Origin of the sequence: Cupriavidus metallidurans CH34, assembly GCF_000196015.1 — a bacterium.
Taxonomy (GTDB): Bacteria; Pseudomonadota; Gammaproteobacteria; order Burkholderiales; family Burkholderiaceae; genus Cupriavidus; species Cupriavidus metallidurans.
This window is the reverse complement of the sequence record NC_007973.1, coordinates 3,432,749-3,446,645: the sequence shown is the minus strand read 5'-3', so window position 1 is coordinate 3,446,645 and position 13,897 is coordinate 3,432,749. Positions and strand designations below refer to the sequence as shown.

Annotated in this window: 10 protein-coding genes and 1 pseudogene; 7 read left to right on the top strand and 4 right to left on the bottom strand. The window is 63.1% G+C overall.

Translation table 11 applies throughout. The features are described 5' to 3' along the window. Positions 1 to 205 precede the first annotated feature (205 nt). The 5 genes and pseudogenes from RMET_RS15905 to cobA form a co-directional block, all read left to right on the top strand. A complete protein-coding gene (locus RMET_RS15905) occupies positions 206 to 1,855 on the top strand; it encodes a nitrite reductase (RefSeq protein ID WP_011517656.1) in 1,650 nt (549 codons plus the stop codon). A 20-nt stretch (positions 1,856 to 1,875) separates the two neighbouring features. Further along, a complete protein-coding gene (locus tag RMET_RS15900) occupies positions 1,876 to 2,181 on the top strand; it encodes a c-type cytochrome (protein ID WP_011517655.1) in 306 nt (101 codons plus the stop codon). A 3-nt stretch (positions 2,182 to 2,184) separates the two neighbouring features. Further along, a complete protein-coding gene (gene nirJ / locus RMET_RS15895) occupies positions 2,185 to 3,348 on the top strand; it encodes a heme d1 biosynthesis radical SAM protein NirJ (RefSeq protein WP_011517654.1) in 1,164 nt (387 codons plus the stop codon). After that, positions 3,345 to 4,826, top strand: a complete 1,482-nt coding sequence (locus tag RMET_RS15890) for a nitrite reductase (protein ID WP_011517653.1) — start codon at positions 3,345 to 3,347, stop codon at positions 4,824 to 4,826. The genes nirJ and RMET_RS15890 overlap by 4 nt, the downstream gene beginning before the upstream one ends. Before the next feature lie 11 nt (positions 4,827 to 4,837). Then, a pseudogene (gene cobA / locus RMET_RS32385) lies at positions 4,838 to 5,542 on the top strand (uroporphyrinogen-III C-methyltransferase); the annotation flags it as partial. 18 nt (positions 5,543 to 5,560) lie between these two features. Here the strand turns inward: cobA and RMET_RS15880 are convergent. Then, entirely contained in the window at positions 5,561 to 7,840 is a 2,280-nt protein-coding gene (locus RMET_RS15880; protein ID WP_011517651.1) for a nitric-oxide reductase large subunit, read from the bottom strand. 160 nt (positions 7,841 to 8,000) lie between these two features. On the opposite strand from RMET_RS15880, the gene norR reads away from it, so the two are divergent. Continuing rightward, positions 8,001 to 9,578 (top strand): nitric oxide reductase transcriptional regulator NorR, encoded by a 1,578-nt coding sequence (norR, locus tag RMET_RS15875; protein WP_011517648.1) that lies wholly within the window; start codon positions 8,001 to 8,003, stop codon positions 9,576 to 9,578. 25 nt (positions 9,579 to 9,603) lie between these two features. On the opposite strand, the gene paaK is transcribed toward norR, so the two are convergent. The 3 genes from paaK to paaG all read right to left on the bottom strand — a co-directional run bounded on the left by paaK (position 9,604) and on the right by paaG (position 12,317). Further along, entirely contained in the window at positions 9,604 to 10,908 is a 1,305-nt protein-coding gene (paaK, locus tag RMET_RS15870; protein WP_008647562.1) for a phenylacetate--CoA ligase PaaK, read from the bottom strand. A 93-nt stretch (positions 10,909 to 11,001) separates the two neighbouring features. Continuing rightward, the gene (gene paaI / locus RMET_RS15865; RefSeq protein ID WP_008647561.1) at positions 11,002 to 11,442 is read right to left on the bottom strand and encodes a hydroxyphenylacetyl-CoA thioesterase PaaI; all 441 of its coding nucleotides are present in this window, start codon (positions 11,440 to 11,442) and stop codon (positions 11,002 to 11,004) included. A gap of 32 nt (positions 11,443 to 11,474) precedes the next feature. After that, the gene (gene paaG / locus RMET_RS15860; protein WP_011517647.1) at positions 11,475 to 12,317 is read right to left on the bottom strand and encodes a 2-(1,2-epoxy-1,2-dihydrophenyl)acetyl-CoA isomerase PaaG; all 843 of its coding nucleotides are present in this window, start codon (positions 12,315 to 12,317) and stop codon (positions 11,475 to 11,477) included. A gap of 227 nt (positions 12,318 to 12,544) precedes the next feature. Here paaG and RMET_RS15855 point away from each other — a divergent pair, with 227 nt between their 5' ends. Beyond that, positions 12,545 to 13,321 carry an enoyl-CoA hydratase gene (locus RMET_RS15855; protein WP_011517646.1) on the top strand — a complete coding sequence of 259 codons (777 nt, stop codon included), beginning with the start codon at positions 12,545 to 12,547 and terminating at the stop codon, positions 13,319 to 13,321. Positions 13,322 to 13,897 lie beyond the last annotated feature (576 nt).

The window sequence follows — 13,897 nt, the reverse complement described above, 5'->3', positions numbered from 1 at the left end:
GTTATCGGCGGGCTACATACAGCAATGCCCGCCGTCCGAGTTAGTTCCCTGACACGGAGCAGGGTTATTCTCCTGCCCCGTTCCCCGCGTTGACTCGTGTCAATCGCGATGCAGTTCTTCTTCCCCATGATTGGAACATCTGTCGCGCGCCGCGCTCCATGCACGGTGCCGCAGCACAGCATTCCCCACTCGCTAATGAAAAATCATGAAAGCGAAATCATGGATGTTCCCCGCACTGGCGGCCATGCCGCTCTTCTTCTGGAGTGCGCACGGTAGCGCCCAGACGGCGCCGACTCAGAATCCCGAGCCGAAGCTGACTGCGGAAGAATTCAACCACGCCAGGCAGATCTATTTCGAACGGTGCGCAGGCTGCCATGGCGTGCTGCGCAAGGGCGCCACGGGCAAACCGCTGACACCCGACATCACGCGTGCCCGTGGCACCGAATACTTGAAGACGTTCATCAAGTACGGCAGTCCGGCCGGTATGCCCAACTGGGGCACCTCGGGCGATCTCACCGATCCCGAGGTCGATCTGATGGCGCGCTACATCCAGCTCGATCCTCCGACACCGCCGGAATTCTCGCTGGCCGACATCGAAAAATCGCGCAAGGACATCGTGCCCGTGGCCAAGCGGCCAACGCGCAAGATGAACAACTACAACCTGCAGAACCTGTTCTCGGTCACGCTGCGCGATTCCGGTGAGGTGGCCCTGATCGACGGCGACAGCAAGCAGATCATCAATATCGTCAAGACCGGCTACGCGGTGCACATCTCGCGCATGTCGGCGTCCGGGCGCTACCTGTACGTGATCGGCCGCGATGCGCGTCTGAACCTGATCGACCTGTGGCTGCCCAAGCCGGACAACGTCGCGGAAGTAAAGATCGGTCTCGAGGCGCGTTCGGTGGAAACCTCGAAGTACAAGGGCTACGAAGACAAGTACGCCGTGGCCGGCTCGTACTGGCCGCCGCAGTACGTGATCATGGAAGGTGACACACTCAAGCCGCTGAAGGTAGTGTCCACACGCGGCATGACCGTCGACAACGAGTACCACCCCGAGCCGCGTGTCGCATCGATCGTTGCCAGCCATTTCCGTCCCGAGTTCGTCATCAACGCGAAGGAAACAGGCAAGATCCTGATGGTCGATTATTCGGATCTGAAGAACCTGAAGACCACCACGATCGATTCCGCCAAGTTCCTTCATGACGGTGGTTTCGACTCCACGGGTCGCTACTTCCTGGTGGCCGCGAACGCATCGAACAAGATCGCTGTCGTGGATACCAAGGAAGACAAGCTGGCCGCGCTGGTCGATGTCGGCAAGACCCCGCACCCGGGACGTGGCGCGAACTTCGTGCATCCGAAGTTCGGTCCGGTCTGGGCCACGAGCCATCTCGGCGACGAAACCATCAGCCTGATCGGCACCGATCCCATCAACCACAAGGCGCAGGCCTGGAAGGTGGTCGAAACGCTCAAGGGACAGGGCGGTGGCTCGCTGTTCATCAAGACCAATCCGAAGTCGCACAACCTGTGGGTGGATACGCCGCTCAATCCCGACGCGAAGCTGAACCAGAGCGTGGCGGTGTTCGATACGCAGAAGCTGGAAGACGGTTACAAGGTGCTGCCGATCGCCGAATGGGCGAACCTGAAGGGCGAAGGCGCGAAGCGTGTGGTGCAGGCCGAGTACAACCAGGCCGGTGATGAAGTCTGGTTCTCGGTCTGGGGTACCAAGGATGGCGAGTCCGCGCTGGTCGTGGTCGATGACAAGACCCGCAAGCTCAAGACCGTGATCAAGGACCCGCGTCTGATTACCCCGACGGGCAAGTTCAACGCGCACAACACACAACACGACGTCTATTGATCAGGGGAAGGAGAATTCGCATGCATCCGTCTACAGTTATCGCCGCCGTGGCACTTGCTGCCGCGCTGCCGGTTACCGCGTTTGCCAGCCAGGAACTTGCCACAAGCAAGAACTGCATGGCTTGCCACAGCGTCGACAAGAAGCTGGTCGGCCCCGCCTACAAGGACATCGCCGCGAAGTACAAAGGTGACAAGGCGGCTGCTGCGCAGCTTTCTCAAAGCATCCTGAAGGGAAGTAGCGGAAAGTGGGGCCCGATCCCGATGCCGCCCAATCAGGTCAGCGAGGCGGAAGCCAACACGTTGGCCAAGTGGGTGCTAAGCCTCTGATCCATGTTCCGACTCTCCCGCTTCATGGAGGCGCTGCGCGACGGGGGGTCGGTCCCCCCGCCGCGCCGTGCCAGTGGTCCCGTGGTGATCTGGAATCTGGTGCGGCGCTGCAATCTCAACTGCAAGCACTGTTATTCCACATCTGCCGATACGGATTTCAAGGGCGAGCTGTCGACCGGCGAAGTCATGGCCGTGCTCGACCAGCTCAAGGCGGCGCGCGTGCCCGCGCTGATCCTGTCCGGTGGCGAACCGCTGTTGCGGCCGGACCTGTACGAGATCGCCGCGCGTGCGCGCGAACTCGGATTTCATCTCTCCCTGTCGTCGAATGGTACGTTGCTCGACGCGGCACACGCTGCGCGGCTCGCTGCGGCAGGGTTCGACTATGTCGGCGTGAGCCTGGATGGCATCGAAGCCACACACGATCGCTTCCGCCGCATGAATGGCGCCTTTACCCAGGCGATAGCCGGGCTGCGCATCGCGCGCGAAGCAGGCCTGCGCGTGGGGGTGCGCATGACGCTGACCGAGGCCAACGCGGCCGAGCTGCCTTCCGTGGTGGCCCTGGCCGAGGCCGAAGGCATCGACAAGTTCTATCTGTCCCACTTCAACTACGCCGGGCGAGGCCGCAGCCATCGCAACGATGACGCGCGCCACGCGGGTACACGCGTGGCGGTCGAGTGGTTGTTCGAGCATGTCTGGGCGCGCGCGCAGCAGGGTAGCGCCGGGGATTTCGTCACGGGCAACAACGATGCCGATGGCGTGTTCCTGCTGTACTGGATTGCGCGTCAATGGCCCGAGCGCGTTGCAGACATGCGAGAGCGACTGGTCAACTGGGGCGGCAATGCCACGGGTGTCGGTGTGGCCAATATCGACAACCTCGGCAATGTCCACCCGGACACGATGTGGTGGCAACTCTCTCTTGGCAACGTGCGCGAGCGCCCGTTCGGCGAGATCTGGGCCGACCGCAGCCATCCGTTGATGCGTGGCTTGGCCGCCAGGCCGAGACCGTTGCAGGGCCGATGCGCAACTTGCCTGCATCGTGACATCTGCAACGGCAATACGCGCGCGCGGGCCTACGCGGTCAGCGGCAATCCGTGGGCGCAGGACCCGGGCTGCTATCTCTCAGACGCGGAGATCAGTGCGCAGCCCAATCTGGAGACAGTGACATGAAGCACGCGATTCTCTGGACGTGCATGTTTGCTTCATTCGTCGCCAACGCGGAGACGACAATCGATCCCGCCAGCATCTACAGCAGCCACTGTGCGGCTTGCCATGGTGCCGATCGTCTGGGCGGCATGGGTCCGGCGCTGTTGCCGGAAAGCCTGGAGCGGCTGCGGCCCGACGACTTGCTCGACGTGCTGCGCAACGGTCGTCCGGCCACGCAGATGCAAGGCTTCTCCAAAGAACTCGGAGACGCCACGATCAAGCAGATGGCAACCTGGCTGCGCTCCGCACCCGCGGCCACGCCGCGCTGGGAGCAGGCGGACATCGAGGCATCGCGCATCGTCTATCACGCACCCGGCACGCTGCCGGCCCGGCCCGTTTTCAGTGCCGATCCTTCCAACCTGTTTCTGGTCGTCGAGGCCGGGACGCATCACGTCAGCGTGCTCGACGGCGACAAACTCGAACCGATTCACCGATTCACCACCCGGTTCGCGCTGCACGGCGGGCCGAAGTTCAGCAGTGACGGACGCTATGTGTACATGGCGAGCCGCGATGGCTGGGTCAGCAAGTACGACCTCTGGAACCTGAAGCTCGTGGCCGAGGTCCGCGCCGGCATGAATACCCGCAACCTTGCGGTCAGCGAAGATGGCGAGTGGGTGATGGTCGGCAATACGTTGCCCCAGACGCTGGTGCTGCTGCGCGCTTCGGATCTGTCACTGCAGCGTATCTATCCGGTCACGGGCGCGGGCGGGAAGTCCTCCCGCGTTTCAGCCGTTTACGACGCCGCGCCGCGTGGGTCGTTCATCGTCGCGCTGCGCGATATTCCCGAGGTCTGGGAGATCCCATACATCGGCAAGAAGACGTTCGAACCGCGCGTGATCGAACTCACGGACGTGCTCGACGACTTCTTCTTCGATCAGCCGTATCGCCACATTCTTGGCGCCTCGCGCACGGCCACGGGTCAGGTGATCGATCTCGACGCAGGCCGGAAAGTGGCGGACCTCGCGCTGACCGGCATGCCGCATCTTGGCAGCGGTATTACGTGGAAACGCAACGGCCGCGAAGTCATGGCATCCCCGAACCTGAAGCAGGGCGCGATCAGCGTGATCGACATGCAGTCCTGGAAGACCGTGGCGACGATCCCGACCAATGGGCCGGGCTTCTTCCTGCGTAGCCACGAAGCCACGCCATACGCATGGACCGACGCGATGATGAGTCCGAAACGCGACACATTGCAGGTGATCGACAAGCAGACACTCGCCATCGTTGGCAATGTCACGCCGTCTCCGGGACGCACCGCGGCGCACGTGGAGTTCACCCGTGATGGTCGATATGCGCTGGTCAGCCTGATGGAAGCCGATGGGGCGATCGTCGTCTACGACGCCAGGACGCTGAAGGAAATCAAGCGACTGCCGATGGACAAGCCGATCGGCAAGTACAACGTATTCAACAAGACTACGCGCTCGTCTGGCACGAGCCATTGAGGAGTACCAACATGCAAACGACCGGAAAGGTCTGGCTGGTTGGGGTGGGCCCGGGCGATCCGGAACTCGCCACCATGAAGGCAGTCAGGGCGCTACGTGAAGCGGATGTCTGGCTAGTGGACGATCTCGTGCCGGAGGCCATGCTGTGCTATGCGAACCCCGGGACGCAAATCATCTCGGTCGGCAAGCGTGGCGGCCGCTGTTCGGTGAGTCAATCCAGCATTCACGAGCAGGCGCTCGAGCACGCGCAGGCTGGCCGGTGCGTGGCGCGTGTCAAAGGCGGCGACCCATTGTTGTTCGGTCGCGGCGGCGAGGAAGCAGAGTTCCTGCGCGGGCACGGCATCGAAGTGGAAATTGTCAACGGCATCAGCAGTGGCATGGCTGCTGCGCAGGCGCTTGGCATTGCGCTGACCCATCGTCAGCATTGCCACGGTGTGACCTTCGTTACCGCGCATACGCGTGACGATGGCGATCCCGATTGGGCCGCATTGGTCGGCAGCCGGACGACGCTCGTCATCTACATGGGGATGAGCCGTCTTGCCGCCATTCGCGACGCCTTGCTGCAAGCGGGTATGCGGTCGGAAATGCCGGTTGCGGTGGTGATGCATGCTAGCCGTGGGGATGAGAAGCGTTGGGTTGGCAGCCTGGCCACATTGACCGAGGCTGCGGATGCCGGGCTTGCCAGCCCGGCGGTCATTCTGGTTGGGGAAGTCGTTGATATCCCCAACCCTGCTTCATTGACGGACCAGCACGCCTTCGGCGACCTTGCCGCTGGGCTGCCGTCCAAACAGCCCGAGCACGACCTGCAGCGAGAACGACAGCGCGCCCACCAGGAAGACCACATCACCGAAGGTACGCATCCAGCGTAGCGTTTGCAGGAGTGGCTGCTGCATGAAGGCCTCGCTGCGTGCATACCACAGGCCTTCACTTGCGCTGGCGATGAACTGGATGATACCCACCGGCAACAGGCTGGTGGCGATCATCAGAACCAGACCACCATTCATTCCCCAGAACGCAATCGACATCAGGCGCGGGTTCAGCGTGTAGTTGGGTCTGACATAGCGCAGTACCAGCAGCGTGAAGCCAAGCGCCAGGAAGCCGTAGACCCCGAACAGTGCAGCGTGTGCGTGCACGGCGGTGGTATTGAGACCTTGCACGAAGTACAGCGTGATCGGCGGGTTGATCATGAAGCCGAACACACCGGCGCCCAGCATGTTCCAGAACGCCACGGCGGTGAAGAACATCAGCGGCCAGCGCAGATTGGCCATCCACGGCGCGCGTTCCTTCAGGCGCCAGTTTTCCCATGCCTCATGTCCGAGCACGATCAGCGGCACGACTTCCAGCGCGCTGAAGCTCGCGCCGACGGCCATCACAGGCGTCGTTGTGCCAGCGAAGTAGAGATGGTGGAACGTACCAGGGATACCGCCGAGCATGAACAACGAGGCCGACGCGAGGCTGGCCGTCGTGGCCATCGGACGCGATACCAGGCCCAGCGTGGAGAAGATGAATGCCAATGCGGTGGTGGCAAATACTTCGAAGAAGCCTTCCACCCACAGGTGAACCACCCACCAGCGCCAGTATTCCATCACCGACAGGCTGGTGCGCTCGCCGTAGAACAGACCGGCGCCGTAGAACAGGCCGATGGCCACCACCGACGACGTCAGCAGCGCCAGCAGGTTCTTGTCACCGCCGCGCGCGCGCAGGGCGGGGGCAATGCCGCGCATCATCAGCACGAGCCAGATCACGATGCCAGCGAACTTGCCGATCTGCCAGAGTCGGCCCAGATCCACATACTCATAGCCTTGATGGCCGAGCCAGAAGTTCAGGTTGGGCGGCATCTTCTGCGCGATCGCCAGGTAGTTGCCGGCAAAGGAGCCGACCACCACGACCACGAGCGCCCAGAACAGGATGTCGACACCGAGCTTCTGATACTTCGGGTCCTTCCCGCCGTTGATCAGCGGAGCCAGGAACAGGCCGGCAGCCAGGAATCCAGTGGCGATCCAGAACAGCGCGCTCTGGATGTGCCAGGTGCGCGTCAGCGTGTACGGGAACCACTGCGAAACATCGATACCGTAGAACTTCTGCCCTTCCACCGTGTAGTGCGCGGTGAAGCCGCCGATCAGCACCTGGAAGGCGAACAGCGCCACCACCAGGAACAGGTACTTGCCGAGTGCGCGTTGCGAAGGCGTCAGGGCGAAGGTGGTCAGCGGGTCGCGTGCCGGTGCGGCAGGCAGGGGTTCTTCCTTGCCACGCAGGAACGCCCAGGCCCATACGAGCAGACCCACGCCGGCCAGCAGGATCACCACGCTCGCGATCGACCAGACGATGTTCTCCGCAGTGGGATGGTTGTCGATCAGAGGCTCATGCGGCCAGTTGTTGGTGTAGGTGGCGGTGTGCCCCGGACGATCGGTGGAGGCTGCCCAGGCGGTCCAGAAGAAGAAGTTGGTCAGGCGAGCGCGTCGCTCCGCCGAGGGCAGCGGGTTTTCCTTCATCGCGAAGCTCTCCCGGCTCTTGTGCAGCTCGGGCGCATCGGAGAACAGGCGGCTGTAGTAATCGGCCGTCTTGGCAATCGCCTTCGCGCGGCGGTCGGACACGGTCAGCGCCTGGCTGGCCGGGTCGAACTGATTGCTGCGGTACTCGGACTTGAGTTGCGCGCGCAAGGCGGCCTGCGCGGGCGCGTCCAGCGCGGCGTAATCCTTGCCGTACTGGTCACGCGCGGCCAGGTCGAGCCATGCGGTCAGTTCGCGGTGCAGCCAGTCGGCCGTCCAGTCCGGCGCCTGGTAGGCGCCGTGACCCCAGATGGAGCCAAGCTGCATACCACCGACGGACTGCCATGCGGTTTGACCGTCAAGGATTTCGTCACCGGTGAAAAGCGTGGCGCCGTCCGAGGTGACGACCTTGGCCGGAACGGGCGGCGCCTGCCGATAGACCTCGGCACCGTAGTAGCCGAGTAAGGAAAAGGTGACCGCCAGCACGGCGATCAACAAGAACCATAGTTTCTTGTAGGGGCCCACGATGAATTGCTCCTTCTTGATGTCGCAATGAATACCGCTTCATCTATGCGATTCGCGTGCCTGATAAGAGTCCTAAAAGATTCAACAGGTTGGCGTCGGGCGCGGTAATATTCACCGTGGCCGTTTAGGGTGTTTTTGACTATCTAGGGTTGTTTTGACCATGATCAGCGATGTGCTTCTTGCGGATCTTTGCGCCGACTTTCCCCAGGCCGTGCGGCTGCAGCGCCTGGTAGGGTGCTTACGCTCGCATTTCCACTGCGGAGCGGTGGCGATCCTGCGCCTGGAGGAGGACCATCTGCGTCCGATCGCGGTGGATGGGTTGGTGCGCGATGCCCTTGGGCGGCGGTTCTCCGTGGGCCTTCATCCCCGGCTTGCGGCGATCCTGGCGCGGCGCGGCGTCACATGCTTCCACCATGACAGTGCGTTGCCCGATCCGTACGACGGGTTGATCGACGAGCACGTGGGCGAGCCGCTGCCCGTCCACGACTGCATGGGCATCAGTCTCCAGAGCGAAGGCAAGCCATGGGGCGTGGTGACGCTGGACGCCCTGGAAGTCGGGACGTTTACCGCCTCGGCCCAAGAGGAACTGGGCCAGCTGACGGCGCTGATCGAGGCATCGATACGCACCTCGAGGCTGGAAGGCGAGATCCGCGCGCTACGCATGGGCCGCGCGGTGGGCGCAGCCGGGGAGACGGTGCGCGACGATGGCGAGGTCATCGGCGAAATCATCGGAGAGAGCGAGGCGATCGCGCAGCTCATGCACGAGATCGGCGTGGTGGCGGATTCTGAACTGCCGGTGCTGCTGCTCGGCGAGACCGGCGTTGGCAAGGAGTTGTTCGCGCACCGGCTGCACCGGCTGTCACGCCGCCGGGACCGCCCGCTGATTCACGTGAACTGCGCCGCACTGCCTGAATCCCTGGCCGAAAGCGAACTGTTCGGCCATGTGCGCGGCGCCTTCACGGGGGCGACGGGCGAGCGCCCTGGGCGCTTCGAGGCCGCCGACGGTGGCACGCTGTTCCTCGACGAGGTGGGCGAGCTGCCGCTGGCCATCCAGGCCAAGCTGCTCCGCACGCTGCAGAACGGCGAGATCCAGCGTCTGGGGTCCGATCGGCCGCGCCGCGTAGACGTGCGCGTGATCGCGGCGACCAACCGCAACCTGCGCGAGCATGTGCGCGACGGCTCGTTCCGCGCCGACCTGTATCACCGGCTCTCGGTCTATCCCATTCCGATTCCGCCGCTGCGCGAGCGCGGCAATGACGTGCTGCTGTTGGCGGGACGATTCCTGGAACTCAACCGGGCGCGGCTGGGCCTGCGCAGCCTGCGCCTGTCCGTCGCGGCGCAGGATGCGCTACGTCGATACACGTGGCCGGGCAACGTGCGCGAGCTGGAGCATGTGATCAGCCGGGCCGCGCTGAAGCTGCTCAGCCGGGGCGCCAGCCGCAAGGACATCATTACGCTCGACACCGATTTGCTGGATCTGGATGGGGTTGTCGCGCCAGCCGATGCGGCCGCCGATGCAGCGCCGTTTATGTCGGCGCCGGCCACCAGCTTGCGCGAGGCGGTGGAGGCCTGCCAGAGCCGGTGCATCGAGCAGGCCCTGGAGGCCCAGAGCGGGAATTGGGCCCAGGCCGCGCGGCAGCTTGGCATGGATGCTAGCAATCTGCACAAGCTGGCCCGCCGGCTCGGCGTCAAGCGCGACGAGCCAGGCGGCAGCAAGAGTGCGGCAAGAACGCGCTAGGACGCATTAGCCGCGGCAGCACGTACTAGCGCGGACGAAGGTCGACGATGCGCCGGGCCTTGCCGACGGAGCGCTCGACACCGCCTTCGGCAAGAATCTCAATGCCCGCCGTCACGCCGATATAGGACTTGATGTCGTGCGCGAGCTGCGATTCGGCCTGCCGCGCGGTGGCCGGATCTGCCCCATGCGCGCACTCCACGCGCACGATCAGCGTATCGAGCGGGCCATCCTTGTTCAGCACGCATTGGTAGTGAGGCGCGAGTTCCGCATGTTTGAGGATCAATTCCTCGATCTGCGACGGGAATACGTTCACGCCACGCACGATCATCATGTCGTCGGTGCGGCCGGTGATCTTCTCCATCCGGCGGAATGCGGCACGCGCGCTGCCGGGCATCAGGCGCGTGAGGTCGCGGGTGCGATAGCGGATGACCGGCATCGCTTCCTTCGTCAGCGAGGTGAAGACTAGTTCGCCGAACTCGCCGTCCGGCAGGACTTCGCCTGTATCGGGGTCGATGATCTCGGGGTAGAAGTGATCTTCCCAGATCGTCGGGCCGTCCTTGGTCTCGGCACACTCATTGGCGACGCCCGGGCCCATCACTTCGGACAAGCCGTAGATGTCGACAGCGGAGATGCCCATCCGCTTCTCGATCGCCAGACGCATTTCGGGCGTCCACGGCTCCGCGCCAAAGATGCCGATCTTTAGCGATGTGGAGGCCGGGTCGACACCTTGGCGCTCAAGCTCGTCGGCGATCGCCAGCATGTAGCTCGGCGTCACCATGATGACCTCGGGCTTGAAGTCCTGGATCAGTTGCACCTGCCGCTCGGTCTGGCCACCGCCGAAGGGAATGGCAGTGAGGCCTGCCTTCTCCACGCCGTAATGCGCGCCGAGTCCACCGGTGAACAAGCCATAGCCATAGCTGATGTGCACCTTGTCGCCGCGCCGGGCGCCCGATGCGCGGATCGAACGTGCCATGACCGTGGCCCAGGTGTCGATGTCGCCAAGGGTGTAGCCCACCACCGTGGGTTTGCCGGTAGTGCCCGACGAGGCATGGATGCGAGCGATCTTGTCCTGCGGCACCGCGAACATGCCGAACGGGTAGTTGTCGCGCAGGTCCTTCTTGGTCGTGAACGGAAAGCGGGCCAGATCGGCCAGCGATCGCACTTGGTCGGGATGCACGCCAGCCTCGTCGAACTTGCGCCGGTACACCGGCGAATGGTCATAGGCGTGGCGAAGGGACCATCTCAGACGATCAAGCTGCAGGGCCTGGAGCTCCTGTCGGCTGGCGGTCTCGATCGGCTCCAGGGGCAGATCGGTCAGGCGCGTAATCATGAATGTCTCCGTTTTCGGATCGGTGGCGCTACGTTGGCGCTGGCTTCTGCTTGTTTCCTGCGGTCTTGCTGCGTGGCTGTCTTTCCGCGTGTGTCAGGACTCCGCGGGTGGCACCACGTGCCCCTTGATCTGGGCCGACTTGCCGCGGAACATCGCCACGGGTTCGCCGGCGCGGTTGGTTACGCGGATGTCGTAGATGCCATGGCGGCCGGACAAGACCTGCTCGACTGCTTCGGCTGTCAGTACATCGCCGCCATGCACCGGGCGCAGGAATTCGATCGAGCAGCCCGACGCCACCGTATTGATGTTGTGGCTGTTGCAGGCGAATGCGAACGTCGAATCTGCCAGGGTGAACATCAGTCCACCATGGCAGATGCCATGGCCGTTCAGGAACTCGGGGCGGATCGGCATAGATATGCGGGCATAGCCGGGGCGGACCGCTTCCAGGACCATGCCGAGCCAGCGGCTGCAGGCATCGGACTCGTACATGGCATGGGCGGCCGCTTCGGCAAGCGCTTGGGGATCTTGCGTCAAGCGGGTCTCCTTTGGCGTTGGCGGGAATGCTGTCAGGCGCCTGTGAAGCGGGGCGCGCGTTTTTCGAGGAAGGCGTTCACGCCCTCGTTGTAGTCGTGCGATTGGCCAAGCTCGCGCTGCAGGTCGCGCTCCAGATCGAGTTGGGCGTCGTAGGTGTTGGTCGCGCTGGCGTGTATGGCCTGCTTGATCGCTGCCAGGGCGCGCGTGGGCTGCGCGGACAGATGCGTGGCCAGCGCCATGGCCTGCTCGGCCAGTAGTGGGTCGTCCATCACTTCCCAGACCAGACCCCATTTCGCGGCTTCTTCGGCGCTGAGCTTGTCGCCCGTCATGGCCAGGCCAAGCGCGCGCGCCATGCCTACCCGCTTGGGCAGCAGCCACGTGCCGCCAGAGTCGGGCAACAGTCCGATCTTCACGAAGGCCTGGATGAAGCTGGCCGACCGGGCCGCGAGCACGATGTCGCACGCGAAGGCCAGGTTCGCCCCCGCGCCAGCTGCCGTGCCGTTTACAGCGGCGATCACCGGCAGGGGCAGGGCTTGCAGGCGCCGCACGAGCGGGTTGAACCACGTATTGATAAGTTCGCCAAGATCGGTGGCTTGGCCGGGGGTGAAGTCGAGGTCGGCCAGATCCTGCCCGGCGCAGAAGCCACGTCCCGAACCGGTCAGCAATAGCGCGCGGGCACCGCCTGCCTCGACATGGTCGAGCGCGGTGACCAGTGCCCGATGCATGTCGCGTGTGAAGCTGTTGAGCTTGTCGGGACGGTTGAGCGTGACGACGGCCACATCACCCTGCCAGTGCAGCAGGATCGGGCCTGAATCGAGGCTTGCGCGCGCAGTTGTCTGCGCTTGGGATGGGGGCATGGTTGTCTCCTGCGCCATATTGTTCTCCTGGTTGGTAGTGGATCTGATGCCACGACGCGATGCACGGCCATTGTAGTGAGGACGCGATCGCTTTAAATTAACCGACCAGTCGGTCGGCAAATAGTAGACGGGATGGTGGCAGGGCGCAAGAGGCTGGTGCGCTTGACCTGCTGGGCGCAAGCACGCCAGTATCGTCCCCGCTGACACTCGACAAATAGAACCCAACCGCATTGCAAGGAGCAGACATGTCGTACGAGAACATCCTGGTGGAGACGCGAGGTCGCGTTGGTCTGGTGACGCTGAACCGGCCCAAAGCGCTCAATGCGCTCAATGACGCGCTGATGGACGAACTGGGCGCGGCGCTGACGGCATTCGACCAGGACGAGGCAATCGGCTGCATCGTCATCACGGGGAGCGAGCGTGCCTTCGCCGCAGGGGCCGATATCAGCATGATGGCGAAGTACTCCTATATGGATGTCTACAAGGGCGACTACATCACCCGCAACTGGGAGACAATCCGCCGCATCCGCAAACCGGTGATCGCCGCCGTGGCCGGCTATGCGCTGGGCGGTGGTTGCGAACTGGCGATGATGTGCGACATTGTGATTGCCGCCGACAGCGCGAAGTTCGGCCAGCCGGAAGTGAAGCTCGGCACGATGCCTGGCGCCGGCGGCACGCAGCGGCTGCCGCGTGCCGTCTCCAAGGCCAAGGCGATGGACCTGTGCCTGACCGCGCGCATGATGGATGCCACCGAGGCCGAGCGCGCCGGGCTGGTTTCCCGGATCGTCCCGGCAGACAAACTGGTAGACGAAGCCGTGGCCGCGGCCGAGACTATCGCCGGTTACTCGCTGCCGGTTGTCATGATGATCAAGGAGTCGGTGAACGCTGCCTATGAGACGACTCTGAATGAAGGGGTCCACTTCGAGCGCCGACTGTTCCACTCGACCTTCGCCACCGAAGACCAGAAGGAGGGTATGGCAGCGTTTGTGGAGAAGCGTGCACCCAATTTCCAGAATCGGTGACCCTGGACTAGGGAATACCCGAGGATAATCAAGGGTTATTAAATGGGCCGGAAAGTTATTTCCGGCCCATTTTTTCTTTATGATCAATGACTTGCCGAGTGCTGGCCGAATTCTTGAGCACGGTAACGTGACATTGGTGTTGCAAAGCCCGGTGAACCGGCCTAATATTCGCCCCCTCGCAACACGAAACGCACTGCAAACGCAGCAGCGACAAGGGTTGCGGGGCGGCAGTGGGTTGGGGTTGCGAGGGAATGCAGCGCTGACCGGCAGAAAAAAGTTCTGCAAAAACTGTTGACGAAACGTTGAATGCTCTGCATAATCTCGTTTCTCCGCTGCAACGAAATGACGGCAACGTCAGCGAGGCAGCGACAGCGAACCGGCAAAGCCGGGCGCTGAGGTTCTTTAACAATCAAACAACCGATAAGTGTGGGCGCTTGATGGCGAACGCCACGGTGACTTCGGTCGCTGTGATGCTTCAAAAGTTATCAGTGCTCGCACAGTAAAACATGTTGGTTGGGTTCTTCGGAGCCTGGCCAGTCAGTTTTCTGAGAGTGAGCGACCGCTCGAAAGAGCGAG

Coding starts and splice junctions, on each gene's coding strand:
- RMET_RS15890 (WP_011517653.1), top strand. CDS start 3,345: ATGAAGCACGCGATTCTCTGGACGTGCATGTTTGCTTCATTCGTCGCC.
- norR (WP_011517648.1), top strand. CDS start 8,001: ATGATCAGCGATGTGCTTCTTGCGGATCTTTGCGCCGACTTTCCCCAG.
- RMET_RS15900 (WP_011517655.1), top strand. CDS start 1,876: ATGCATCCGTCTACAGTTATCGCCGCCGTGGCACTTGCTGCCGCGCTG.
- nirJ (WP_011517654.1), top strand. CDS start 2,185: ATGTTCCGACTCTCCCGCTTCATGGAGGCGCTGCGCGACGGGGGGTCG.
- RMET_RS15855 (WP_011517646.1), top strand. CDS start 12,545: ATGTCGTACGAGAACATCCTGGTGGAGACGCGAGGTCGCGTTGGTCTG.
- RMET_RS15905 (WP_011517656.1), top strand. CDS start 206: ATGAAAGCGAAATCATGGATGTTCCCCGCACTGGCGGCCATGCCGCTC.
- paaG (WP_011517647.1), bottom strand. CDS start 12,317: ATGGCGCAGGAGACAACCATGCCCCCATCCCAAGCGCAGACAACTGCG.
- paaK (WP_008647562.1), bottom strand. CDS start 10,908: ATGATTACGCGCCTGACCGATCTGCCCCTGGAGCCGATCGAGACCGCC.